The organism is uncultured Abyssibacter sp., assembly GCF_964000955.1.
Taxonomy (GTDB): domain Bacteria; phylum Pseudomonadota; class Gammaproteobacteria; order Nevskiales; family OUC007; genus Abyssibacter.
In genome coordinates, this window is sequence record NZ_CAXFCL010000342.1 from 1 (window position 1) to 23503 (window position 23503).

Sequence of the window (23503 nt, forward strand, 5' to 3'; positions counted from 1 at the left end):
GACTGGACCAGTCGACCCGGCCGCCGACGGCCTGCAGGCGCTCGCGCATCCCGTTCAAGCCGTTGCCAGGCGCGATCGCGGGGGCTCCGGCGCCGCTGTCCGTCACGGTGAGGCGAACGCCGCCATCGTCGGCCTGAAGGTCCAGCCGCACCCGTCGCGCATGGCCGTGGCGAACCGCGTTGGTCAGGCTTTCCTGGGCGCAGCGCAGCAGTGCCGTGGCCGCGTTGGCGTTGGCGATGCGGATGGTCGGGTCTACCGCGAGATCGACGCCCACGCCGGGCAACCCGTCGGCGAGTTGCCGCAGCGCGGGTTCAAGCTGCAAGCCGTCATGCTCGCGCAGCTGACCGACCACGCCGCGAATGTCGTCCAGCAACTGGTTGGACAGCGCCAGCGCCTGGTCGATCTTCGGACCGCGCTCGGCTTCCGGGACGCGCCGGGCGAGTTCCAGCGTGAGCTTGAGCGCGGTCAGGTGATGGCCGGCCAGATCGTGCAGCTCGCGGGACAATCGCAGGCGCTCGCCATCACGCGCGGAGGCCTCCAGCAGGCTGCGGGTGGCGAGTAGATGGGCATTGGCCTGAGCCAGCTCCGTACGCGCGGTCTCCGCCGCGAAGCCCATGCGTGCGACGAACAGCGCGAACGCCTGGAAGCTGGCGAACAGCGCGGTCTGGTAGAGCGGGCGCGACGCGTCCCACAGGTCGCGATAGATGAAGAAGTAGACGAGGTTCGCGGCTGCGACGAGCAGGATGCTGATGCGCAGCGGAAAGCGACCGGCGATCATCGCCGCGGTGATCACGAGCAGGATTGGTGCGGAGACGCTGGGCGTCAGCGCGGCGTTGGCCAGTGAGATCGGGATCATCAGCAGGCAAAGCGCCCGCGACAGTCCGTCCTGGCCACGGTTGCCGGCGAGGTTGCTGGTGATGAATGCCAGCAGAAAGGCGAGCAGCAGCGCTGCCGTCACCAGGCGTGAGGCGTCGCCGAACAGCCCCCGGCTCAGCAGTTGGTCGGCCGCGATCAGCACCCAGGTGCCCACGCCCGCGAGATTGAGCGGGTCGGTCAGTTCCTTGATGTCGGCTCGGGTCAATGTCATCGCGATGGTCCGGTCACGCGGCGAGTATAGGAGCTTGCGGAGCCGCTTCGGGGCGACCGGACGCAGAATGTGACTTTTGGCACCCCCGGTCGTGACCGTTGGCATCTGCCTCGGGACGGGGCCGTCGCGGATGATGCTCACAGGCCGCAACAACGCGGCGGTTCATCGGAGAGCATCATGAAAACACTGACCGGAACACTGTTGATTTCAGCGCTGTTCGCGCTGCCCCTGGCTGGCCAGGCGGCTGATCTGACCGTGCGAATCGACAAGATCCGCGAGGCTTCGGGGCATTTGTTCCTGAAGGTCTGCGCCGACGCGACCTGCTGGGATGGCGACGGAGAGGCGGTCTCCAAGGCGCTGATTCCCGCCGACACCGACGGTGTGCAGCATGTCGTCGCCGACCTGGAGCCGGGTCGATATGCCGTGATCGTCATGCACGACGAGAACGACAACGGGGAATTCGACATGAACTTCATGGGCATTCCCAAGGAGGGCTACGGCTACTCCAACAACCCGCGGGTGATGCGCAAGGCGACATTCGACGAGGCCGCCGTGGACGTTCCCGAGGGTGGTCTGACCACCGACCTGCTCCTTCGGTAGACGGGCATGCAACGTCGCGATGTTCTCAAGGCGCTCGGCGCCGCCGGCCTGGCCCAGGCGTTTCCGCTGTCCGCGCTCGCCACGGGGCCGGACGACACGTTCCAGGCCTTTCGGCGGGCGAGGCAACGTCACGCCTGGCTGGCCGGCTGGGAGTCCGTCGACCGGACCGTGTTGCCCAGGACCGCGGTGGATGTCACCGGCGACTGGCCCGCGGCGCTGCGCGGCAGCTTTTACCGCAACGGGCCGGGTCTGTTCGACCGCTCGGGGCAACGCTACCAGCACTGGTTCGACGGCGACGGCCTGTTGCAGGCCTGGCGGATCGGAGAATCCGGCATCACGCACCAGGCGCGGATGATCGGCACGACCAAGTTCGTCGATGAGGAGCAGGCCGGTCGGTTTCTCTACAACGCCGCCGGTACGGAGATTCCCGATGCCCGGCCAGTGCGCAATGCCGACGGTTCCAACACCGCCAACACCGCGGTCATGCCGCTGGACGGGGACCTCTACGCGCTCTGGGAGGGCGGGTCCGCCTGGGAGGTCGACCCCGACACGCTGGAGAGCCGGGGCGCCAAGACCTGGCGCGAGGGCCTCGAAGCGGTGCCGTTTTCCGCGCACCCGCTGTTCGAGGCCGACGGCAGCGTCTGGAACTTCGGTTCGGCTGCCTATATCGGCGGCGGCACGGTGCTGATCTGGCGCATCGACGCCCGTGGCCGGCTGCAGTCGATCACGCCACTGGATGTCGGGCACCGGGGCTATGTCCACAGTTTCACGATGACCGATCGCCATCTGCTGGTGATGCTGGCGCCGCTGATGCTGGAGTCGGAGCTGCGCGGACCCTATTTCGACAGCCTGCGCTGGCGGCCCGACCAGGCCTCGAAACTGCTGATCATCGACAAGAACGATCCGTCGCGGCCACGCCATGTCGATCTGCCCGCGGGCATGGTGTTCCACTGGGCGGATGCTTACGAGCAGGGTGGCGACATCGTCCTGGCCGGCGCCTGGTCTTCGTCAGGCGATCTGATCAATTCGGCATTCAAGGGCGTAATGCGCGGCGAGCCGATTCACGACGATGCGCCCAGCGCACTCACCGAATTCCGGATCGACTCCGCGGGGCGTTCACGAATCACCACGGTATCGTCGCTGCCGGTGGAGTTTCCGGAGTTCGACAGGCGCTTCTCGGCGGCTGGAGGGCGGACCTATCTGCTGGCCCAGCCGCAAGCGAACGACAGCGACTATCTCGACACCGTGGTGGCCGTGGACCGGACGACCGGTTCGACGCAGCAGTACCGGTACGGCGACCACCACATGGCCGAGGAACACCGGTTCGTACCGCGTCCGGGCTCATCGACACGGGACGATGGCTGGCTGATCGGGACGGCCATGGACTACCGCAATGGCAGGACACTGCTGAGCGTTTTCGATGCCCGTCGCGTGGCCGACGGCCCGATTGCCCAGGCCAGGCTCAACCGCACGCTGCCGCTGTCGTTTCATGCCTGTTTCGTGGCGACGTGATGCCCGGTGCTCAGGTCGCCGAGATGGCGACCAGGATCAGCGCCACCAGCACGATGCCGACCGCGATTGCATAGCGGCGCGTGATCATCCTGGCCTGCTCCGCGGACATCGGGTTGGCCGGCACGACATCGCTGCTGTTGCCGGAGCGCGTCGCCTGGCGCCGGCGGGTGATCTTGATCAGCAGCAGGCAACCAACCGCGATCAGCGCGCCGAGGACCGGCAGGACGAGCAGCCAGAGGGCTGACTCCATGGCTTAACCGCCGGCGATGACACCGCAGGCCACGCGGGCGCCGCCGCCACCGAGTTTCTTCGGCATGTCGGAATAGTTGTCGCCGCCAGCGTGGATCATCAGCGCGCGGTTCTGGATGTCGGCCATGCGCAGACGCGGGGCGAGGACCGGGTGCGTCGCGGAGCCATCGGATGCCACGTAAAGCCCCGGCAGATCTCCGAGGTGTCCGTCGCCCCAGGCTGTGTCATGGCTGCCGGTGTTGTTCGGATCGAAATGACTGCCGGCCGCGGCGGCCGCGGTCATTTCGCCATCCTTCTCCGCGGGCTCGCAGCTCGCATTCTCATGCACGTGAAAACCGTGGAATCCGGGTGCCAGTCCGCGCAGATCGGGATGCAGCACCAGGCCGTGCTCGGTGTCCTCGAAACGGACCGTGCCCAGGGCGTCTCCGGTGCCATCGCTGCTCACCGCATTGAGCGTGACGGAATTGGCGGCGCCGGCCGAGCCCGCGCAGGCGGCGAGGGCGGCGCAAAGGGACATCAGGGTGATCGTTCGGGTCATCGAAAGCCTCCGTGCGACAAATGTGGCCGGCCATTCCCGGGCCGGGCTCCAAGTCGACAACGGGTGCGGATGACCGTTCCGTCAGGACTCCCGCAACATGGACTGGATGGACGAGAAATCCAGCCGGCCGTTGCCGGCGCGCCGGTGCAATGCGTACAGCGAACGGGCCAGCGCGCCCATCGGGGTGCTGGCGCCTTCGGCCTGCGCGGCATCCAGTGCCAGCCCGAGGTCCTTGTGCATCAGATCGACCATGAAGCCGCCCTGGTACTCCTTCGATGCCGGTGCGTTTTCCATGACACCGGGCCAGGGGTTGTAGACCTCCAGCGACCAGTTGCGGCCGGAGCTGGCGAGCATGATTTCCGACAGCGCGGCGGGGTCGACACCATGGGCGTCGCCCAGCGCCAGCGCTTCCGCGGTGCCGATCATGTGCACGGCCAGCAGCATGTTGTTGCAGATTTTCGCGACCTGGCCGGCGCCGGAATCGCCGGCTCGCAGCACGTTCTTGCCCATGGCCTCGAGGACCGGGCGTGCGGCGTCGATGTCGGCCTCGCGCCCGCCGCAGATGAAGGTCAGCGTGCCGGCGGTGGCGGCGGCGACACCGCCGGATACCGGCGCGTCGATCATGCGGATGCCGCGATCGCTCGCCGCGGCCCAGACGGTCCGGGCGGACTCGGCGGAAATGGTCGAGCTGTCGATGATCAGCGTCGAGGTTGGCAGCTGGCTCAGCAGGCCGCTGTCGCCCAGGTAAACCGATTCGACGATGGCACCGGAGGGCAGCATCGAGAACACCACGTCCGCGCCGTCGGCGGCTTCGGCGGCCGATCCGGCGATGGAGCAACCTGCATCGCGTGCCGCCTGGCAGGCGGCCTCGGACAGGTCGAATGCGCGGACGGTGTTGCCGGCCTTGACCAGGTTCGCGGCCATGGGGCCGCCCATGTTGCCGAGGCCGATGAATGCGATGCTGCTCATGCTGTCTCCTGACGGTGGGGTCTTTGCCCGTTCAATGGTGGTTCGGAATGGCCCGGGTCACGCGCCGAGATCGGCCAGCGGCGACTTGTCCGGCCACGGTGGGGTGAAGTGCCGCTCGATGTCCGATGCATCGACCGCCGCGACCGATGGGTGCGCCCAGTTCGGCGCGCCGTCCTTGTCGATCAGCAACGCGCGAACGCCTTCGCGAAAGTCGGGTTCCATGCTGCAACGGCTGGACATCACCAGCTCCATGCGGAACACGTCGGCCAGGCTCAGATGGCGGCTGCGCCGGATCTGCTCGGCGACCAGGTGCGCGGTCATCGGGCAACCCTTGGCGAGCGAGGCCTGCGCCCGGCTCATCCACTTGTCGTCGGTCTCGACCGCGAGGATCGCCTGGACCACGTCTGCGACCCGGGCGTGGTCGGTCAGGGTCCTGATCTGGCCCAGATGGGCGTCGATCTGGCTGGCGGGGCGCTGGTCCTGGGCCTTCGCTTCGAAGTTGTGCAGCACCGAGCGAATGGTTTCCTCGGGGTCGGCGCCGAGATCGACCGTGCCGAGGGTCTCGATGATGGTGTCACGGTCCGTGCTGGCGACCATGCGGTCGGCCAGGCCCGTCGCGATGGCATCGGTGGCATTGATCTGGGCGCCGGTCAGGCCGAGGAACAGGCCGAGGCCGTTGGGCATGCGGTTGAGAAACCAGGACCCGCCGACATCCGGATAAAGCCCGATGGTGATTTCCGGCATGGCCAGTCGCGAGGTTTCGGTGACCAGCCGATGCGCGGCGCCGCACATCAGCCCCATGCCGCCACCCATGACGATGCCGCTGCCCCAGACGATCACCGGCTTGGGATAGGTGTGGAGGGTGTAATCCAGCACGTATTCCTCGGTGAAGAACGACTCGCAGCCGGGCACGCGTTCGCCCACCGGATGCGCGGTCATCGCCTCGTACATCGCGCGGATGTCACCACCGGCGCAGAAGGCCTTTTCGCCCGCGCCCTCCAGCCACACCGCGGCGACGCTGTCGTCGGTCGCCCAGGCATCCAGTTGCCGCTGCATCGCTTGGGCCATGGGCAGGCTCAGCGAATTCAGCGCCTTGGGCGCATTGAGGGTGATGCGGCCGAGGCCGCCCGTTTGTGCGACGAGGATGGGTTGGTCGGTCATCAATGCCCTAGCTGTTGGTCCATTCGGGTTTGCGCTTTTCGAGGAACGCGGTCACGCCTTCCATCTGGTCGTCCGAGTTGAACAGCTCGACGAATTCCTCTCGCTCCATCGCCAGCGCGGTTTGCAGCGGCTGACGCTCGGCGGCGTGAATCAGGCGCTTGCAGGAGACGACGCTGCCCGGCGATTGCGCCTGGACCTTGGCGGCCAGCTCCATGGCCACGGCGAGCGATTCGCCGGAGTCGACGACCTCCTCGACCAGACCGATGTCCAGCGCGGTGTCGGCGTCGATACGTTCGCCGCACAGGATCATGCGCTTGGCCCAGCCTTCGCCCACGAGCCATGGCAGGCGCTGGGTGCCTCCGGCGCAGGGCAGCAGGCCGACGCTGGCTTCCGGCAGGGCCATCTGCGCGTGCGCCTCGGCCACGCGGATGTCGCAGGCTAGCGCGGCTTCCAGGCCGCCGCCCATGGCGTAGCCGTTGATGGCCGCGATGGTGACCAGATCGCATTCGGCCAGGGCCTCGAACGCGAAGCCGAAGGCGCGGGCCATTTCGCTGGCGATGGCGACATCGCCGTCGGCGAAGGTGGTGAGCTCCGCGCCCGCCGAGAAGAACTTTTCACCGGCGCCGGTGATCACCAGCGCGCGAATCGACGTATCCGCCTCGAGGTCCGCGATGATGTCGGGCAGCGCGTTCAATGACTCCAGGGTCCAGGTGTTGGCCTTCGGATTGTTGATCGTCAGGGTCGCGACGGGACCATCGATCGATACCTGCAATTGGTCGGTCATCTCAGCATCTCCAGCGCATGTTCCAGCAGCAATCTGCGCCCCAGGATGAAGCGCATGATCTCGTTCGTGCCCTCGAGAATCTGGTGGACACGGGTGTCGCGCACCATACGCTCCAGGGGGTACTCGCGGATATAGCCGTAGCCGCCATGCAGTTGCAGGGCATCGTTGCAGATGTCGAAGCAGGCGTCGGTGGCGAAGCGCTTGGCCATGGCGCAGTAGGCCGTCGCTTCCGGGTGACCGGCATCGAGCCTGGAGGCGGCCAGGCGGATCATCTGCCGCGACGCGACCAGGTCCGTCTGCATGTCGGCAAGCTTGAACTGCGTGGCCTGGAAGTCGGCGATCGCCTTGCCGAACTGCTTGCGGCCCTTCACGTACTCCACCGTGGCGTCCAGCGCCGCCTGCGCGGTGCCGATGGAGCAGGTGGCGATGTTCAGCCGGCCGCCGTCCAGTCCCTTCATCGCGAACTTGAAGCCTTCGCCTTCCTCGCCGACCAGACAGTCGACCGGGACGCGGACATCCTCGAAGGTGATCGTGCGCGTGGGCTGCGAATTCCAGCCCATCTTGCTTTCCTTCTTGCCGTAGCTGATGCCGTCCAGGTCGGCGGGGACGGCGAGGCAGGAGATGCCCTTCGGGCCATCGGCGCCGGTCCGTGCCATCAGCACCAGCACCTGCGTCGAGCCCGCGCCGGAGATGAAGCATTTGGAGCCGTTGACCACGTAGTGATCGCCATCGCGCCGCGCCGTGGTCTTGAGGTTTGCCGCGTCCGAACCGTTGCCCGGCTCGGTCAGGCAGTACGAGGCGAGGTACTCCCCGCTGACCATCTGGTGCACGAAGCGCTCATGGATGGACGCGTTGCCGAAGCTGCCCAGCATCCAGGCGCACATGTTGTGAATGGTCATGTACGCGGTCGTGGACGTGCAGCCGCGGGCCAGCTCCTCGACGATCAGCACCGAGTCCAGCCGCGACAGACCGATGCCACCGGCCGCCTCCGGCGTGTAGAGCCCGAGAAACCCCAGCTCCGCCGCCTGCTTGATGACGTCGGTGGGGAAGTGGCAGTGCTCGTCCCACTCCGCCGCATTGGGCGCGAGCGCCTTGACCGAGAAGTCACGCGCGGCGTCGACCAGCGCCTGCTGGTCCTCGTTGAGTTCGAAGTTCATTCGCTGTCGGCAGACCCGGTGTTGATCAGTCGAGTGTAACGTCCGACCTGCTCGCCGATGACGAAATCCACCGGTCCGGCCCAGCCTTCCAGCCCATCGGGCGTCCAGCCGGAGACCGCGTATTCGATCGTGACGGTTGTCGAGGTCGGAGCAGACGGCTCGAAGGTCCAGCTTTGCGAGCCGGCCACCGCCAGTTGCTGCAACGGGCCGAGGCCGCCGCTGGCGCGGAACAGGGCGCCCGGCCGGGCCGCCGTGACCTGCATGTGCTGGACGCTTTGCGCCTGGCCGTCGACCGTCCAGGTCTCGCACCAGCAACCACCGGCGCGGGCATCGATGCGCAGGTTGTTCGCGTCACCCGACCAGCTGTGCGCCGGATTCCACCAGCGATGGATTTCCGCGGTCATCGTCCGGTAGGCGGCGTCAGGCGGCAGATCCACCGTGGTGACGTGGCGGACGAGGAAGCCCTCCGGTTCCGAGGCGATGATTTCCGCAGTGGCCGTTGCTGGCAAAGCCATCAGCAGCGAAACGAAAGCGCGGAGCGAGGACGACTTCGTCATCAGACGGATTCCGACGGTGCTGGGACGGGCAGTACGCGTGACAGAAGCGCTGTGGCGAGCACGGGTATTCCGACGAGGTTTACCAGTGCAAGCCAGTCCATCATGGTCTGCTCAAACGTTTTGGCGCCCATCAGATCCGTGGGGTAAGCCCAAATAACGTCGAACACGAACTGCGCTGCGACAGGCAGAGTGATGACGATTGCACTCAGGAGCCGCCGCCGTCGAACAAACAACAGCATTGCTACGCAGATGGGCAGCGATGCAACCAGCACGGCCGCGAGATGCTCGAAATGCATCCTCACGAACATCAGCCACATCGGAAGCCCCTGGTAGCCGGGCTTGACCAGCGCCGCCATCCAGCCAATGACCTGGACGACGAGCCAGTAGTACGCGAACGCCAGAACAAGCAGGATCAGACTACGGGCCCACCACTGATCCGGCACGCCTCGCATCACTGCAAATTGATGGACATGTTCGGGCCGCTGGACGGCATTCCGGACTCGGGCCAGCGCGACGTCACGGTCTTGGTCTCCGTGAAGAAGCGGATCGCCTGCTTGCCGTAGGCATGCTGGTCGCCGAAGAAGCTGCGCCGCCAACCCGTGAAGCTGAAGAACGGCAGCGGGACCGGAATCGGAATGTTGATGCCGACCTGGCCGACCTTGACCTCGGACACGAACTTGCGCGCGGCGGCTCCGGAACTGGTGAACAGCGAGGTACCGTTGCCGTAGGGATTGTCGGCGATCAGTTCCAGCGCCTCATCCAGGTCGGCGGCTTCCATGATGCACAGCACCGGCCCGAAGATTTCCTCCCGGTAGATGCTCATGTCGGGTTTCACGCCGGAGAACACGGTGGGTCCGACCCAGTTGCCGTCGGGGTAACCGTCGACGGTGCAGCCGCGACCGTCCAGTTCCAGCGTGGCGCCTTCATCCACGCCCTGCTGGATCAGACCTTCGACACGCGCCTTGGCGGCCGGTGAGATCAGAGGACCGTATGCCGAATCGGGTTGATCCCAGTGTCCGGGATAAACCTTGGACAGTGCATCGCGAATCTCGCCGACCCATTCACGGGTATCGCCGACGAGCACGGCCACGGAGATCGCCATGCAGCGTTGCCCGGCAGCGCCCACGGAGGCTCCGACCAGATTGTTGATGACCTGCTGCTTGTCGGCATCCGGCATCACGACCATGTGGTTCTTGGCGCCGGCGAAACACTGGGCGCGCTTGAGGTGCTGCGTCGCCGTGCGATAGACATGCTCGGCCACCGGGACGGAGCCGACGAAGGACACGGTGGCGATGCCCTCGTGTTCCATCAGGTATTGCACCTGCTCCTTGCCACCATGGATGACCTGGAGCAGGGCGGGCGGGAAGCCGGCCTCGACGAACAGTTCGGCGAGCCGGTTCGGCGTCATCGGGTCCTGTTCGCTGGGCTTGAGAATGCAGGCGTTGCCGCAGGCGATGGCGGTCGGGAAGAACCACAGCGGAATCATCGCCGGGAAGTTGAACGGCGTGATCGCCAGCGTGACGCCCAGTGGCTGGATGTGCGAGTGCGTGTCGACGCCGGTGGCGACGTTATCGACCGTCTCGCCCATCAGTAGCGACGGGATGTTGCACATCTGTTCGACGACCTCGATGCCGCGCCAGACGTCACCCTTGGCGTCTTCGAAGTTCTTGCCGGTTTCCTGGGCGAGAATTTCACCGAGCTCGTCGTGGTGATCCTTCAGCAGCTGCTGGTAGCGCATGAACAGCCGGGCGCGCTTGGACGGCGGCGTGTGCTTCCACTGTTCGAAGGCCTCCTGCGCGCTGGCGATCGCCCGCTCCATTTCGTCCACGGTCGCGGCCGGAGCCTCGACCAGCACCGCCTGGGTGGCCGGGTTGGTCACGGGGATGCTCTGGTCGCTCGCGCTCTGCACGAATCGACCCTCGATGAAGAGGGGGAGCCGATCGCTCATGGTGTCTCCTGAACTTGTTGTGCCCGGTCGAGGGCGGATTTGATCTGGCCCATAATAAGTGCAAAGCCTTGTCGGGGCACATGCGGGCGCCGACCGAGTGCATGTATAAACAACAGCCATTGCGCGTTGGCTTATGTCGTTGTGGCGGTGCGCCCGGCAAGCTCGGGAGCACCGGCCGAGACATGACATCGGCGCCGCGATCACGGCGCGGAGTTCAAGACACGGGGGAGATTCCATGATCGGCATCGCCGGCATCCTGCTTTCGCTCATCCTGCTGATGTGGCTGGCGTATCGGGGCGTCTCGGTCATCATTCTCGCCCCCGTGCTGGCGATGCTGGCCTGCGTGCTCAACGGTGGCGTGCCGTTGCTGGGCACCTACACCCAGGTGTTCATGACCGCGATGGGGGGATTCGCGGTCAAGTACTTTCCGATCTTCCTGCTCGGCGCCCTGTTCGGAAAGCTGATGGAAGACACGGGCTGTGCCCGCGCCATCGCGCAGACGTTCGTGCGCAGGCTGGGCGCCCGTCATGGCATCGCCGCCATCGTGCTGGCTTGCGGTGTGCTGGAGTACGGCGGCGTGTCGGCCTTCGTGGTCGCGTTCTCGGTGTATCCATTGGCCGCCGCGTTGTTTCGCGAACTGGATATCCCCAAGCGGCTGATTGGCGGGACGATCGCGCTTGGCGCGTTCACCTTCGCGATGACCTGCCTGCCGGGCACCGCGCAGATCCACAACCTGATTCCGATGCCGTACTTCGAGACCACGGCCTTCGCGGCACCGGTGCTGGGCATCGTCGGTGGTCTGGGCATGTTCGGCGGCGGTGTCTGGTGGCTGAACCGCCGGATGCGCGGAGCAAAGGCCAACGGGGAGGGCTACGGCGAGGATCATCGCAATGAACCGGCGCAACCCGATGGCGCCGCTCCGAGCTTCTGGGTCGCCATCCTGCCGATCGTTCTGGTGATCGGGGTCAACTACGCGCTGGTGGAGTGGGTGATTCCGGCCTGGGACACGGGTTTTCTCGCCGAGGACCGGTTCGGCAATACCGAGATCGGCAGGCTGCGCGGGCTCTGGGCGATGATCGTCGCGCTGCTGGTCGCGAATCTGACGGTGATCGTGATCCATTACCGCAGCTGGGATCGCCTCAACCGGTCCATGACGGCGGCGGCCAACGGCTCGCTGCTGCCGACGTTCAACACCGCGTCCGAAGTTGGCTACGGCACCACCATTGCCAGCCTGTCCGCGTTCGTGCTGGTCAAGAACGCCGTGATCAACGTGTCACCGGGCAATCCGCTGATCTCGGAAATGGTCGCGATCAACGTGCTTGCCGGCATCACCGGCTCGGCTTCCGGCGGGCTGTCCATCGCTCTGGCGGCGCTGGGTGACACCTACAACCAGCTCGCGAGCGATCTGGGTGTGTCCAGGGAGTTGATGCACCGCATCGCGTCGATGGCCTGCGGCGGCTTCGACACCCTGCCGCACAACGGCGCGGTGATCACGCTGCTGACGATCTGCGGGCTGAGTCACCGCGAGGCCTACAAGGACATTGCCATGGTGACGATGGCGATTCCGTTCGTGGTCACGCTGAGCTGTGTGCTGGTGTTGAGCGCGCTGACCTGAAACGACAGGACCCGGCGAAAGGCCGGGTCCCGTGAGCGAAACTGCTCGCGCTAGTCCTCGAAATCGTCGAAGTCGAAATCCTCGCGCGGGGGATTGCCGTCGTAGACCTGTGAACGGCGGCGCTGCAGATAGGCGTCGCGAATGAACACGTAGGGGTCGTACTGGTTTCGGACCAGGCGATCGGTGTTCAGCAGGATCGCGCGGGTGTTGACGATATCCAGCGCGGACAGGCCCAGCAGGACTTCGCTGTTCTCCACGGCGTAGGTGGCGTTGAGCGGAATCGCGAAGATCCGGCCGGTGAGATCGCGGTTGGTGCTCGGGCCGAGAAACGGCAGCATCAGGTACCAGCCGTTGCCGACGCCCCATTTGCCGAAGGTCTGGCCAAAATCCTCGTCGTGCCGTTCCAGGCCCAGTGGTGTCGCCGGATCGAACAGGCCACCGATACCCAGCGTCGTGTTCACCAGCAAGCGTCCGATGTCGCTGAATCCGTCGGCCGGTTTGCCTTGCAGGAACTGATTGACGATGGTCAGCGGGTAGGTGAGGTTGTTGAAGAAGTTCGTGACACCGGTACGCACGAATCCCGGCGTCACGGCCACGTAGCCCTTGGCCACCGGGCGCAGGACGTAGGTGTCCGCGGCGTCGTTGAACTTGTAGATGCCGCGATTGACCCCTTCCAGCGGGTCCTGCGGATCATAGGTTGGCGAATGTGCGCAGCCGGCCGCGATCAGCACCGCGAACCCCAGGGCGATCAGGCGCATGTCAACTCCCTTGACGTGATGTATCCCCGGCCCGGCGGCTAGCCGAGCGCGCTGCTTTCGGATTCGAGTCGCTGAATCAGCGCGTCCAGGCCGCTGCGCCGGATTTCCGCGGCGAACTGACCACGGTAGTTCGTGACCAGGCTGATGCCGTCCACGGTGACGTCATAGACCTTCCAGGTGCCGTCGGTGAGGTGCATGGCGTAGCTGATCGGGATCGGGTCGCTGCCGGCCGGGACGATCTCGGACCGGACGGTCACGTCGGTGGCGTCGGCGGGAACGGCCGCGTCTTCCCAGTTGACCTTCTCGTTGCTGTAGTCCAGCAGCGCGTCACCATAGAAGCCGACCAGCTGGGAACGGAACGCCTGCTGAAAGCGGGTGCGCTGTTCCGGTGTGGCCTTGCGCCAGTAGCGTGCCAGCACGAGCTTGGAGACGTAGTCGAAGTCGAAATGCGGCAGCACGATCCGGTCGACCACTTCGTAAAGCTGATCGGGGTTCTGCTTGAACGTGTCCTGATTGGCTTTCAGTTCCGCCAGCAGCGCGTTGGCGGTGTCCTTCGCCAGCACATCAGGCGGCGTGACGTCGGCAGCAGTGGCCACGGAGACCGTCAGCAGCGTGGCTGCCACGGCGGTCCAGAGTGATTTCATCGGTGTTGCTCCTGGGCAATGTCCGCGTGCGGTATTCGGAGGAATGCGTCCATGCGGCTCAAAGGCGATGTGGTGTCCTAACAGACCGTTCGCCGTCGTCGGTGTTCCCCCGCGGCGGGTCCGAGTGAAGATGGAATGCGTCCGATTATGTCCAAAAATCCGGATCACTCCAATCATCCGCCCAGTCCAGTCCGAGCCGGGTGGCCAATGCCGGCAGTAGCTGGCGCGCCATGTCCGGCAGTGTCGCCGGTCCGCCGAGATCGGAGGACTGGGTCATCGCCAGCCCCTCGTAGCCGCAGGGGTTGATGCGCGTGAACGGTTCCAGATCCATGGCGACGTTGACGGCCAGGCCGTGGTAGCTGCGGAAACGTTCGACGCGCAGTCCCAGCGAGGCCAGCTTCGCCGCCCCGACATAGACGCCGGGGGCACCGTCGTGCCTTTCCGCATGGATGCCGTCGCCGGCCAGGGCGTCGATCACCGCGCCCTCGAGACCGTCGACGAGCGTGCGAACGCCGAGTTGGTGGCGCCGCAGATCCAGCAGCGGGTAGACCATCAGTTGGCCGGGTCCGTGATAGGTGACCTGGCCCCCTCGATTGGACTGAAAGACCGGGATGTCGCCCGGATCCAGCAGATGCGCGGCGTCGCCGACACGACCCTGCGTATACACCGGGTCGTGCTCCAGCAGCCAAAGCTCGTCGTCGGTACCGGCGTGCCGCTCCGCGGTGAAGCTGCGCATGCGATGGTAGATCGGCTCATAGGGCTGACGACCCAGCCAGCGAACGCGGACCGGGCGCTTCATAGCGACATGACGACGCGAGGGTCGGCGGTCAGGGCCTCGTACACCGCATCCACCTGATCCTTGCTGGTCGCCTCGAAGGTGATCGTGACGGCCAGATAGCGATTGCCCCGGCTCATCCGGGTGTCGACTCGATCGTTGTCGACCGGGCCGATGATCGGCAGCAACAGTTGCTGCAGGTGCTGGGCGAAGCCCGCCGTGTTGTTGCCGAAAGCCTTGACCGGGTATTCGCAGGGAAATTCGAGCAGGGTGTCTTGCGAAGACGGGGTGTTGTTCGCCATTCAGGGTCTGTCCATTTGCGCCGGGTCGGTGAGCGGCAGCCAGCCGGTCTGCTCACGGACCCAGTTCGAAAAGCCGGGTTGCGCGTCCGCCCACACCGGACCCGGGCGACCGGCGCCAACCGGGTGATCGTCTATCCAGGTGACCGGCAGAATCTCGCGCGTCGACGACGTCAGCCAGACCTCGTCGGCCTCAAGCAGGGTTTCGCGACTGACCGGCCTCTGGATGCATTCGCGTCCGGTCTGTCGCAGGAAGTCCAGCACGGCGTCACGGGTCACGCCGGGCAGCAGGGTGTTGTCGAGCGGTGGTGTCGACACGAGACCATCGCTGACGATGAACACGTTGGCCGCCGCGCCCTCGGTGACGTAACCGTCGCGGACGAAGATCGCCTCGAACGCGTCGGCAGCCGCGGCTTCGCGTCGCGCCAGCACGTTGGGCAGCAGCGCCGTGGCCTTGATGTCGCAACGTCGCCAGCGTGGGTCGTTCCGCAGAATGGTTCGTACGCCGTGCTCGGCCAGCGATGCCGGTTGTGGATGCAGGCCACCGGTGAAGGCGACGACGGTGCATTGCGTGGGCGCATCCCGCCAGTGTTCCCGCCATTCCGGAGCGCCGCGGGTCACCTGCAGGTATATGGACAGGTCGCCGCCACCGTTCGCTTCGGCGAGTTCGCGGATCAGCTCCGACCACTCGTCGTTGCTGTGCGGGTTGGGGATGGCGAGCTCACCAAGGCTGCGGTCCAGTCGCGCCAGGTGTTGGCGCAGGCGGAATGCCGCGCCCTGGTAGACCGGAATCACCTCGTAGACCGAGTCGGCGAACAGGAAACCGCGGTCGAACACCGAAATGGTGGCTTCGGCGCGGGGCAGCAGTTGTCCGTTGACGTGGACCAGTGCCTGAGCCGGTTGCCCGGCCGATGTGTTCATCGCGCGATCAGCAGGCGGATTTCGTCCACCAGCTGTCGCCACAGGCCACCCTTGGGCACGTCTCGCAGCGCGACCAGCGGTTCGCTGGTGATCCGCTCGCCGTCCAGCGCGACGTGCAGCTCGCCCAGCACGGTGCCACCCTGCAGTGGAGCGATCAGCTGATCGGCGACTTCCGGTTCGACGGTGATGTCACCAATACGGCCACGCGGAACGGTGACGTAAAGATCGTGCTGCGAACCCAGGTCCAGCGAATCGAAGGCGCCTTTCCAGGGCCGGACCGTGGTGATCGGTTCACCGGCCTCGTAAAGACGACGGGTATCGAAGAAACGGAAGCCGTAGTTCAGCAGCGACTGACTGGCGCTGGCCCGTGCGTTCTCGCTTTCGGTACCCAGCACGACGGAGATCAGGCGCATGCCGTCGCGCTCGGCCGACGACACCAGGCAGTAACCGGCGGATTCGGTATGCCCGGTCTTCAGACCGTCGACCGACTCGTCCCGCCACAGCAGCTTGTTCCGGTTGTATTGCTTGATGTTGTTGTATTCGAAGACTTTTTCCGAATACAGCTCGTAGTGCTCCGGGAAGTCCCGGATCAGCGCACGGGCCAGGGCGGTGATGTCACGGGCGGTGACGTAGTGATCCGGGTCCGGCCAGCCGGTGGCGTTGACGAAGTGCGAGCCGGTCATGCCCAGGTCGCGGGCGTAGCTGTTCATCCATTCGGCGAATGCACTCTCGCTGCCCGCGATGTGCTCGGCCAGCGCGACGCTGGCATCGTTGCCCGACTGGATGATCACCCCGCGCAGCAGGTTTTCCACCGAGACCGACGAGCCGACTTCCACGAACATCCGTGAGCCGCCGGTGCGCCAGGCGTTCTCGCTGATCGTCACCTGCTCGTCCAGGGACAGGTTGCCCTTCTTGACCTCGGAGAAGGCGATGTAGGAGGTCATCAGCTTGGTGATGCTGGCCGGCTCCACCCGCATATCGGGATCGCGCGAGGCCAGTTCCTGACCGCTGTGAAAGTCCACCAGCAGAAAGCTCGTCGCATCGAACCGGGGTGGTTCCGGGGTCGGCATGGCGGCGATCACGCCGGTGCTGTGGATCAGGGCAACGAAGCCGGCGACAACGGAGGCGAGCAGGGGTCGGGTCATGGGCGGTTCGGAATATCGGACAGTGGGGAGACGGGTCAGGGAGTCTGAGTGTCCCTGATCACAAAGGTTTCATACCCTCGGCTTGCGAGCACGTTGCGCGCGGAACTGCGGTCGCGTTCGTTCACGAACGGGCCGGCCAGCACGCGGTGCACGATCTGCCCGCGCACGTTGGCCGTTCGCACATGCACCTGCGGGAAGCCTTCGTTGCGCAGCCGCTGGGCCATGCGTTCGGCATTCTCGAGGTCGCCGAACGCGCCGACCTGCAGATAGCTCAGCTCGCCGGGCTGCACCGGGTTGATCGGCACGGGGCGGGGCGTCGGGGCGGGTGGCGGAACCGCCGGGGCGGGTTCCGGCGTCGCCGGCAGCGGGCGTGCGGGTTCGATCGGTTCGAGATCGACGGCCTGCGTGCCGGCACTCGGCGTGATCGACTCGACCTCGACCCTGGCCGACCCCTGTTGATCGAGCCCCAGACGGACCGCGGCAACCCACGACAGGTCGATGATGCGCTCGCTGTGGAAGGGGCCGCGATCGTTGACGCGCACGATGATCGAGCGGTCGTTTTCCAGGTTGCGAACGCGGACGTAGCTGGGGATGGGCAGCGTGCGATGCGCGGCCGTCATCTTGTACATGTCGAACGGTTCGCCGCTGGATGTGCGTCGCCCGTGGAACTTGGAGCCGTACCACGACGCGCCGCCGCGCTCGCGGTAGCTCTCGGCCGTGTCACGGACGTAATACCGGCGCCCGGCGACGACATAGCTCTCCGGGTTGCCGTACTTGCTGCGCGGCTCGTACTTGGGCACCGGTTCCGGCACGTTCCACGGGTTGACCTCGGGATTCGCGGGCGGACCATCCGACGGTCCGATGGACTTGCCCCCGAAGCAGCCGCCGAGCAGGACGGTTAGCGCCGCCAGCGCCGCGATCGTGGTCGCGGACTTATCGTGGTGCATCATGGTTCGCGATGGCCTCGCTCAATTCGAACACGGACATGGCGTAGAACGTCCGCGGGTTGTAAGACATCAGTGCGTAGAAATTCTGCAGGCCGATCCAGTAGCCCATCTGGCCGGGGGCGACTTCCAGCGCGATCACCCCGGCGGGGGTGTCGTCGGCGAGGGGAATGGTCGGCCGGATGCCTGCCTCGGCGAGCTTGCCGATGGTCGACGACGTGAACTTGGTGTTCGTCTTGACCGACTTCGGCAGCGGTTCACTGACGCGCGCGGCGACCAGCACCGCCTCTCCGCGCCGCCATCCCTTGCCGGCGCCGCGATAGTTGACCAGGTAGTTGGCGGTGCTGCCGATGGCGTCGTCGACGGTCCACAGGTCAACATCGCCGCTGTCGTCGAAATCGACCGCCAGCTTGCGGTAGTTACTGGGCATGAACTGCGACAGCCCCATGGCGCCGGCGTAGGAGCCTTTCGGTTCGGTCGGATTCATGCCGAGTTCGCGACAGAGCACGAAGTACTGCACCAGCTCGCTGTAGAAGAAGCGGGAGCGCGTCGGGTGATCGAAGCCCTGCGTGGCCAGCGAGTCCAGAATCCGATGCGGGCCGGTGTAGCCGCCGTACTTGGTTTCCGCGCCCATGATCGCGGCGACGACGGGACCCGGAACGCCCCAGCGCTGCTCGGCGGCGTCGAACGTGCTCCGGTGTTTTTCGACGAATGCGCGGCCATTCTCGATGTTCTTCGGATTCACGTGGATCGGACGGTAGTCGTACCAGGTCCAGGTGCGTTCCGGCGCGGTGCGCTCCTGCTCGATCAGCTTGTCCACGCGCTCCGCCTGGACCAGCGCCGAGCGCACGGTCTTGAGCGCGTCCACGTCGAAGGCGTAGTCGGAGCGAAGCGTTTCCAGCAATTCTCCGGCTTTGGGGTGGGCCGAATAGTCGGCCGCGGCGGAGCCACAACTAAGGCCCAGCGCCAGGCACAGTCCGTATCTGATCATCAGTGTCCGATTTCCGGGGTTCTGTCCGTCCCCTAACTCGACAAGAGGCGCCGATGCGTGTGTATGGACATCAGCACTCCCATCCCTGCCAGCAAGCTTACCATCGAGGTTCCGCCCCAGCTGATCAGAGGAAGCGGAACACCCACGACGGGCAACAGGCCGATGACCATGCCGATGTTGACGAAGACGTAGAAAAAGAAGACCAGGCTCAGGCTGCCAGCCAGCAGGCGCTGGAACGAGTCCTGTCCCTTGACCGAGATGAACAGTCCGCGCCCGATGATCGCCAGGTAGAGCACGAGAAGAAACAGCACGCCCAGCAGGCCGACCTCCTCCGCGTAAACCGCGAAGATGAAGTCGGTGGCGGATTCCGGGAGAAAGTCCAGCTGTGCCTGCGTGCCGTTGAGCCAGCCCTTGCCGAACAGCCCGCCCGAACCGATCGCCACCTTGGACTGGGTGATGTGATAGCCGGCGCCACCGGGGTCGCGCGCCGGATTGAGAAAGGTCAGCACCCGTTCGCGCTGGTAGTCGTGCATTTGCGACCAGAGCAGCGGCAGCGCCGCCGCCGCGGCCAGCACGAGTCCCAGAATGACACGCCAGCGCAGCCCGGCCATGTACAGCACGAAGGCGCCGCTGATGGCGATCATCAGTGCGGTGCCGAGGTCGGGCTGTCGCATGATGAGCGCGGCGGGAACCGCGATCATCAGGGCGCCGGCGCCCATTGTTCTGAGCTTGGGTGGCAACGTTCGGGAATGCATGAAGCCGGCGAGGACCATCGGGACGGCGAGCTTCATCAGTTCCGACGGCTGAAAGCGGATCACACCGAGGTCCAGCCAGCGCTGCGCCCCCTTGGCCGTGTCTCCGAGCAGCAGCACCAGGACGAGCAGGCACAGACCCAGGGCATAAAGCCAGGGTGCGAAGGCGCGAAAGGTGTCCGGATTGACCTGCGCCAGCGCCATCATCACCACGAGGCCCAGGCCGATGCGCTTGACCTGGCTCGTCACGGCGGCGCTGCTCTCGCCGCTGGCGCTGTAGAGCACGAACAGACCCAGGCCCAGCACGATCAGGATCAGGGTTAGCAGCATCGCGTCGATGTGCAGGTTGAGCAACAGGCGCTGGAAGCCGGACTGGCCGGGTCGTTGCGAGCTCACGATTCGGGCTCCAGCAGTGCGTCCATCACGGCGCGGGCGATCGGGCCGGCCACGCGGCCGCCGCTTCCGGCGTGCTCGGCGATCACCGCCACGGCGATTTTCGGGGCGTCGGCCGGGGCATAGGCAATGAACAGCGCGTGGTCGCGCAGCTCGCGCGGCACGTCGAGCAGATCGGGGGCTTCCTCGTCCTCCTGAGACAGGCCGGTCACCTGCGCGGTGCCGGACTTGCCGGCGATGCGGTAGCTCGCGCCCGCGCCGGAACGGGTGGCCGTGCCCTGGACGGAATGCACCACGGCTTCCATGGACTCGGCGATCCGGTCCCAGTATCCGGAGTCGGCCACGTTGACCGGCTCAACCGGAGTTGGCTCGAAGTGAATCAGATCACGTGTCCCCGGCTCCTGTCTGGCGGCCAGGATGCGCGGGCGGTAGCCGTGACCACGGACCGCGACCATCGCGGTCATGTGGGCGAGCTGCAACGGGGTTGCGGTCATGAATCCCTGGCCGATGCCGATGTTCAGCGTCTCGCCCGGATACCAGGCCTCGTTGCGTGCGTTGCGCTTCCAATCGCGGGACGGGAGCAGGCCGGGTTTCTCGCCCGGCAGGTCCACGCCCAGGATCTGGCCCAGGCCGAACTGGCTCAGAAAGTCGTGGATGTGGTCGATGCCGATATCCAGCGCGAGCTGATAGAAGTAGACGTCGCAGGATTGCGCGATGGCGTCGTGCATGTCTACGAGTCCGTGTCCTCGGCGCTTCCAGTCCCGGTACCGGCGCTCGTTGTCCGGCAGCATGAAGTAGCCGATGCACATCTCGCGGTGTCGGGGCGTCACCACGCCGGCATCCAGACCCGCCAGCGCCATCACCGGCTTGACCGTCGATCCCGGGGGGTACTGACCCTGCAGGGCGCGATTGAACAGTGGCCGGCCCGGGTCGGCATTGAGTCCGGCATAGGTGACGTAGTCGATGCCGTCGACGAACAGGTGCGGATCGAACGAGGGCTGGCTCACCAGCGCGAGAATGTCGCCGTTGGTGGGGTCGATCGCGACCACCGCGCCGTCGTGCTGCCCCAGCGCGGTCACCGCGGCCTCCTGGATGCGCGAGTCCAGCGTCAGATAGAGGTTTTCACCGGCGACGGGGCCCTGATACTCCAGGTCGCGCAACGTGCGGCCCTGGGCGTTGGCCTCGATGATCTTGCTGCCCGGCTCGCCGTGCAGCAGCGACTCGTGCGCCGCCTCGACGCCGACCTTGCCGATCCGCTGGGTGCCCCGGTAGCGCCGTGGGTCGAGCCCCGCGGCATCGGCTTCCGACAGCGATCCCACGTAGCCGACCGCATGCGCGGCCAGCCGACCCAGCGGGTAGCGACGGGTCAGCGCGGCATGGATTTCGACGCCCTTGAAATCCTGCCGATTCACCTCGAACGCCGCCACTTCCTCGGGGGTCAGCCGGGTGCGCAGCGGAATGCTGCGGAAGGAGGGTTCCTGGTCCACGCGGCGGTAGAAGCGCTCGCGGTCGCGATCGGGAATGTCGATCAGCTCGGCCAGCGCGGTGACGGTGTCGGCGACATCCTCGACCTGCTCCGGCACGATCTCGAGCTGGTAGGTCGGCAGGTTTTCCGCGAGCACGATGCCGTTGCGGTCGTAGATCAGGCCGCGGGCCGGCGCGATAATGCGCACCCGCATCCGATTGTCATCGGAGCGCGTGGCGTAGACGTCATGGTCGAGCAACTGCAACTGGACCAGGCGGCCGACCAGCACCAGCGACAGGATCACGACACCAAGCCCGGCGATGATCGCGCGGAACAGGGTGAGCTGGCGTTCCGCCAGCGGATTCTTCAGTGACTTGATTTCAGCCAAGGTGCCGGATGTTCTGACGAGGCGCGGACATGATGTCGGCGCTTACGGGGATGTTCTGAGCAACGATGGATTTTCGGGGCGGTTCCGCTGCCGCCGACTCTACCGGGGTTCGCGGGGTGCCGTCAGTTCTCTTCGGCGGAAGGGCTGGCCCAGGCCATCATCGCGCAGAGCAGCGGCCAGGCGATGGCGGTGGTCAGCACCGGCGAAAACCGCAGCAACGCGTCGGCGTTGCGGTGGGTGACGCCGTCGATCCAGAACATCAGGAAGGCGTAGAGTCCCCACAGCGGCAACAGCGCCAGGCTTTGCTGCCAGGCTGGCCAGAAGCGGATGATCAGCGCCATTCGGGCGACCAGATAGCCGGAGACGGTCAGCGCGAAGGCATGCGCGCCGAGCAGGGTGCCGGTGAGGACATCCACGACCAGCCCGAGCAATGCGGCCATGGTCAGCCCGAAGCGGTCGGGCATCATCAGCAGCCAGTAGAACGCGACCATCGGCACCATGGCCGGGCGCAGCAGCGCGAGCGGGTCGGGCAGCATGACCTTGGACAGCACCAAAGCGAGCAGCACGCTGACCATGATGATCAGGCCGCTGGGTCGGCGGTCCTCGTTCACGGTCTCTCGGAGGTGGCGAAGGTCGGCAGGCCGGCCTCGCGGCGCTGGTCGAGCTGTTCGGCAACGTTGGTGACGGGGGGCGCGCCGTCCTTCCAGACCAGCAGCAGTTCACGGCCCTGGTTCAGGCGCGCCGCCGGACGGGCGGACACGTCCAGGAAATGTTCGCCGGGCTGGTGCTGCACGTCATAGACGACACCGACCGGGTAGCCGGCGGGATAGCGGCCGCCGAGCCCGGAACTGACCAGCAGATCACCCACTTGCACATCGGCGTTGCTGGGCAGGAAGGGCAGGGCCAGTCCCCGGCTGTCGCCGGCGCCGTGGGCGACGGTTTGCAGGCCGGTGCGGTTCACTTCCACCGGAATGCCATGGTTGGGGTCGGTGACCAGAATCGCGGTCGAGTTCATCGGCGTGACTTCGACGACCTGGCCCATGACGCCGTGGGCGTCGATCAGCGGCTGACCCTTGTAAACGCCTTCCATGCCGCCCTTGTTGAGCGTCACGTAGTGGCGATAGGGGTCCATGCTGGACGAGACGATCTCGCCGATCAGCACCTGCTCGTGCAGCCGCTTGGACGACAGCAGCAGGGCTCGGATACGGGAATTCTCCGCCGCCAGGCCATCCAGCTTCTGCAGGCGTGCCTGCAGATGAAGCTGCTGCTCGCGCAGATCAGCGTTTTGTTCCAGCAGGGTCTGACGCGACGCGAAGTGGTCGGCGACCTCGCCGGCCTGGTTCGGCAGGCTGGCCATCCACTGCACCGGAACGGCGGCGACGGCGATGAAAGAGCGAACGGGGTTGAGCGTATCGGTGCGGTCGTCGGCGAACATCAGGCCGACGGAAATCAACGCGAGCAGGACCGCTTTCAGGCCCAGCGAAGGCCCGCGCGGAAACAAAGGTCGGATTGAATCTTGATGTAGGTCGTCCACCCCAAATCGCCCGTCCAAGTCAAAACACTCGACATGAGTGCGACTTGGCTCACAAGTGTAGACAAAAAGCCGGCGCAGTGACAATGCCGCTGACGGAGAAAATTTCCCTCGTTCAGCGGGTTACGTCCTGTTGCTCCGGAGTTGAGGCAAGAGCCGGGCCTAAGTGCCCGCGGACTCAGTCCAGCGTGTAGACCTCACCCTGGCGATCAATCATCTCCAGCAGCATGCCGCCACCGCGTGCGACGCAGGTCAGCGGGTCGTCGGCAATGATCACCGGCAGGCCGGTTTCCTCGGAGAGCAGCCGGTCGATGTCGCGC

The 23503-nt window shown here is 65.9% G+C and carries 26 protein-coding genes; 3 read left to right on the forward strand and 23 right to left on the reverse strand.

What is annotated here, in order from left to right; genetic code table 11:
• Positions 1-1087 (reverse strand): histidine kinase (locus tag ABNS06_RS16660; protein ID WP_348675735.1); only part of this gene is annotated, 1087 nt, incomplete at its 3' end.
• Between the two features lie 177 nt (positions 1088-1264).
• Between ABNS06_RS16660 and ABNS06_RS16665 the strand changes: the two genes are divergently transcribed.
• Together ABNS06_RS16665 and ABNS06_RS16670 are read left to right on the forward strand one after the other, a co-directional pair.
• Complete coding sequence (locus ABNS06_RS16665) at positions 1265-1687, forward strand: DUF2141 domain-containing protein (RefSeq protein ID WP_348675736.1); 423 nt, start codon at positions 1265-1267, stop codon at positions 1685-1687.
• Between the two features lie 6 nt (positions 1688-1693).
• Positions 1694-3199, forward strand: a complete 1506-nt coding sequence (locus ABNS06_RS16670; protein WP_348675737.1) for a carotenoid oxygenase family protein — start codon at positions 1694-1696, stop codon at positions 3197-3199.
• Between the two features lie 10 nt (positions 3200-3209).
• Here the strand turns inward: ABNS06_RS16670 and ABNS06_RS16675 are convergent, their stop codons facing one another.
• From ABNS06_RS16675 to ABNS06_RS16715, 9 genes are all read right to left on the reverse strand, one after another.
• Entirely contained in the window at positions 3210-3449 is a 240-nt protein-coding gene (locus tag ABNS06_RS16675) for a hypothetical protein (RefSeq protein WP_348675738.1), read from the reverse strand.
• A gap of 3 nt (positions 3450-3452) precedes the next feature.
• Positions 3453-3986 carry a superoxide dismutase [Cu-Zn] SodC gene (sodC, locus tag ABNS06_RS16680; protein WP_348675739.1) on the reverse strand — a complete coding sequence of 178 codons (534 nt, stop codon included), beginning with the start codon at positions 3984-3986 and terminating at the stop codon, positions 3453-3455.
• Positions 3987-4067: 81 nt separating this feature from the next.
• The gene (mmsB, locus tag ABNS06_RS16685; RefSeq protein ID WP_348675740.1) at positions 4068-4955 is read right to left on the reverse strand and encodes a 3-hydroxyisobutyrate dehydrogenase; all 888 of its coding nucleotides are present in this window, start codon (positions 4953-4955) and stop codon (positions 4068-4070) included.
• Positions 4956-5012: 57 nt separating this feature from the next.
• On the reverse strand, positions 5013-6116 hold the full coding sequence (locus tag ABNS06_RS16690; protein WP_348675741.1) for an enoyl-CoA hydratase/isomerase family protein: 1104 nt from the start codon (positions 6114-6116) through the stop codon (positions 5013-5015).
• Positions 6117-6123: 7 nt separating this feature from the next.
• A complete protein-coding gene (locus tag ABNS06_RS16695) occupies positions 6124-6900 on the reverse strand; it encodes an enoyl-CoA hydratase (RefSeq protein ID WP_348675742.1) in 777 nt (258 codons plus the stop codon).
• Positions 6897-8057, reverse strand: coding sequence for an acyl-CoA dehydrogenase family protein (locus tag ABNS06_RS16700; protein ID WP_348675743.1), 1161 nt, complete (start codon positions 8055-8057; stop codon positions 6897-6899). The genes ABNS06_RS16695 and ABNS06_RS16700 overlap by 4 nt, the downstream gene beginning before the upstream one ends.
• On the reverse strand, positions 8054-8614 hold the full coding sequence (locus tag ABNS06_RS16705) for a hypothetical protein (protein ID WP_348675744.1): 561 nt from the start codon (positions 8612-8614) through the stop codon (positions 8054-8056). The genes ABNS06_RS16700 and ABNS06_RS16705 overlap by 4 nt, the downstream gene beginning before the upstream one ends.
• Positions 8614-9066: a hypothetical protein gene (locus tag ABNS06_RS16710; RefSeq protein WP_348675745.1), complete on the reverse strand. Its 453-nt coding sequence runs from the start codon at positions 9064-9066 to the stop codon at positions 8614-8616. The genes ABNS06_RS16705 and ABNS06_RS16710 overlap by 1 nt, the downstream gene beginning before the upstream one ends.
• Positions 9066-10562: a CoA-acylating methylmalonate-semialdehyde dehydrogenase gene (locus ABNS06_RS16715; RefSeq protein WP_348675746.1), complete on the reverse strand. Its 1497-nt coding sequence runs from the start codon at positions 10560-10562 to the stop codon at positions 9066-9068. The genes ABNS06_RS16710 and ABNS06_RS16715 overlap by 1 nt, the downstream gene beginning before the upstream one ends.
• A gap of 235 nt (positions 10563-10797) precedes the next feature.
• Here ABNS06_RS16715 and ABNS06_RS16720 point away from each other — a divergent pair, with 235 nt between their 5' ends.
• Entirely contained in the window at positions 10798-12177 is a 1380-nt protein-coding gene (locus ABNS06_RS16720; protein ID WP_348675747.1) for a GntP family permease, read from the forward strand.
• A gap of 50 nt (positions 12178-12227) precedes the next feature.
• Here ABNS06_RS16720 and ABNS06_RS16725 read toward each other — a convergent pair whose 3' ends face one another.
• The 13 genes from ABNS06_RS16725 to ABNS06_RS16785 all read right to left on the reverse strand — a co-directional run.
• On the reverse strand, positions 12228-12935 hold the full coding sequence (locus tag ABNS06_RS16725) for a VacJ family lipoprotein (RefSeq protein WP_348675748.1): 708 nt from the start codon (positions 12933-12935) through the stop codon (positions 12228-12230).
• A gap of 38 nt (positions 12936-12973) precedes the next feature.
• Positions 12974-13579 carry an ABC transporter substrate-binding protein gene (locus ABNS06_RS16730; RefSeq protein WP_348675749.1) on the reverse strand — a complete coding sequence of 202 codons (606 nt, stop codon included), beginning with the start codon at positions 13577-13579 and terminating at the stop codon, positions 12974-12976.
• 145 nt (positions 13580-13724) lie between these two features.
• A complete protein-coding gene (lipB, locus tag ABNS06_RS16735; RefSeq protein ID WP_348675750.1) occupies positions 13725-14378 on the reverse strand; it encodes a lipoyl(octanoyl) transferase LipB in 654 nt (217 codons plus the stop codon).
• Positions 14375-14656, reverse strand: coding sequence for a DUF493 domain-containing protein (locus ABNS06_RS16740; protein ID WP_348675751.1), 282 nt, complete (start codon positions 14654-14656; stop codon positions 14375-14377). Before ABNS06_RS16740 ends, lipB begins: the two co-directional genes overlap by 4 nt.
• Positions 14657-15574: an aminotransferase class IV gene (locus tag ABNS06_RS16745; protein ID WP_348675752.1), complete on the reverse strand. Its 918-nt coding sequence runs from the start codon at positions 15572-15574 to the stop codon at positions 14657-14659.
• Positions 15571-16719: a D-alanyl-D-alanine carboxypeptidase family protein gene (locus tag ABNS06_RS16750; protein ID WP_348675753.1), complete on the reverse strand. Its 1149-nt coding sequence runs from the start codon at positions 16717-16719 to the stop codon at positions 15571-15573. The genes ABNS06_RS16745 and ABNS06_RS16750 overlap by 4 nt, the downstream gene beginning before the upstream one ends.
• 35 nt (positions 16720-16754) lie before the next feature.
• Positions 16755-17666, reverse strand: a complete 912-nt coding sequence (locus ABNS06_RS16755; RefSeq protein ID WP_348675754.1) for a septal ring lytic transglycosylase RlpA family protein — start codon at positions 17664-17666, stop codon at positions 16755-16757.
• Positions 17653-18654, reverse strand: coding sequence for a lytic murein transglycosylase B (mltB, locus tag ABNS06_RS16760; protein ID WP_348675755.1), 1002 nt, complete (start codon positions 18652-18654; stop codon positions 17653-17655). Before mltB ends, ABNS06_RS16755 begins: the two co-directional genes overlap by 14 nt.
• A 32-nt stretch (positions 18655-18686) precedes the next feature.
• Complete coding sequence (gene rodA / locus ABNS06_RS16765; RefSeq protein ID WP_348675756.1) at positions 18687-19802, reverse strand: rod shape-determining protein RodA; 1116 nt, start codon at positions 19800-19802, stop codon at positions 18687-18689.
• Entirely contained in the window at positions 19799-21652 is a 1854-nt protein-coding gene (gene mrdA / locus ABNS06_RS16770) for a penicillin-binding protein 2 (protein ID WP_348675757.1), read from the reverse strand. Before mrdA ends, rodA begins: the two co-directional genes overlap by 4 nt.
• Positions 21653-21774: 122 nt before the next feature.
• Complete coding sequence (mreD, locus tag ABNS06_RS16775) at positions 21775-22263, reverse strand: rod shape-determining protein MreD (protein ID WP_348675758.1); 489 nt, start codon at positions 22261-22263, stop codon at positions 21775-21777.
• Entirely contained in the window at positions 22260-23153 is an 894-nt protein-coding gene (gene mreC / locus ABNS06_RS16780) for a rod shape-determining protein MreC (RefSeq protein ID WP_348675759.1), read from the reverse strand. Before mreC ends, mreD begins: the two co-directional genes overlap by 4 nt.
• 208 nt (positions 23154-23361) lie before the next feature.
• On the reverse strand, positions 23362-23503 hold a 142-nt coding region (locus ABNS06_RS16785), incomplete at its 5' end, for a rod shape-determining protein (RefSeq protein WP_348675760.1).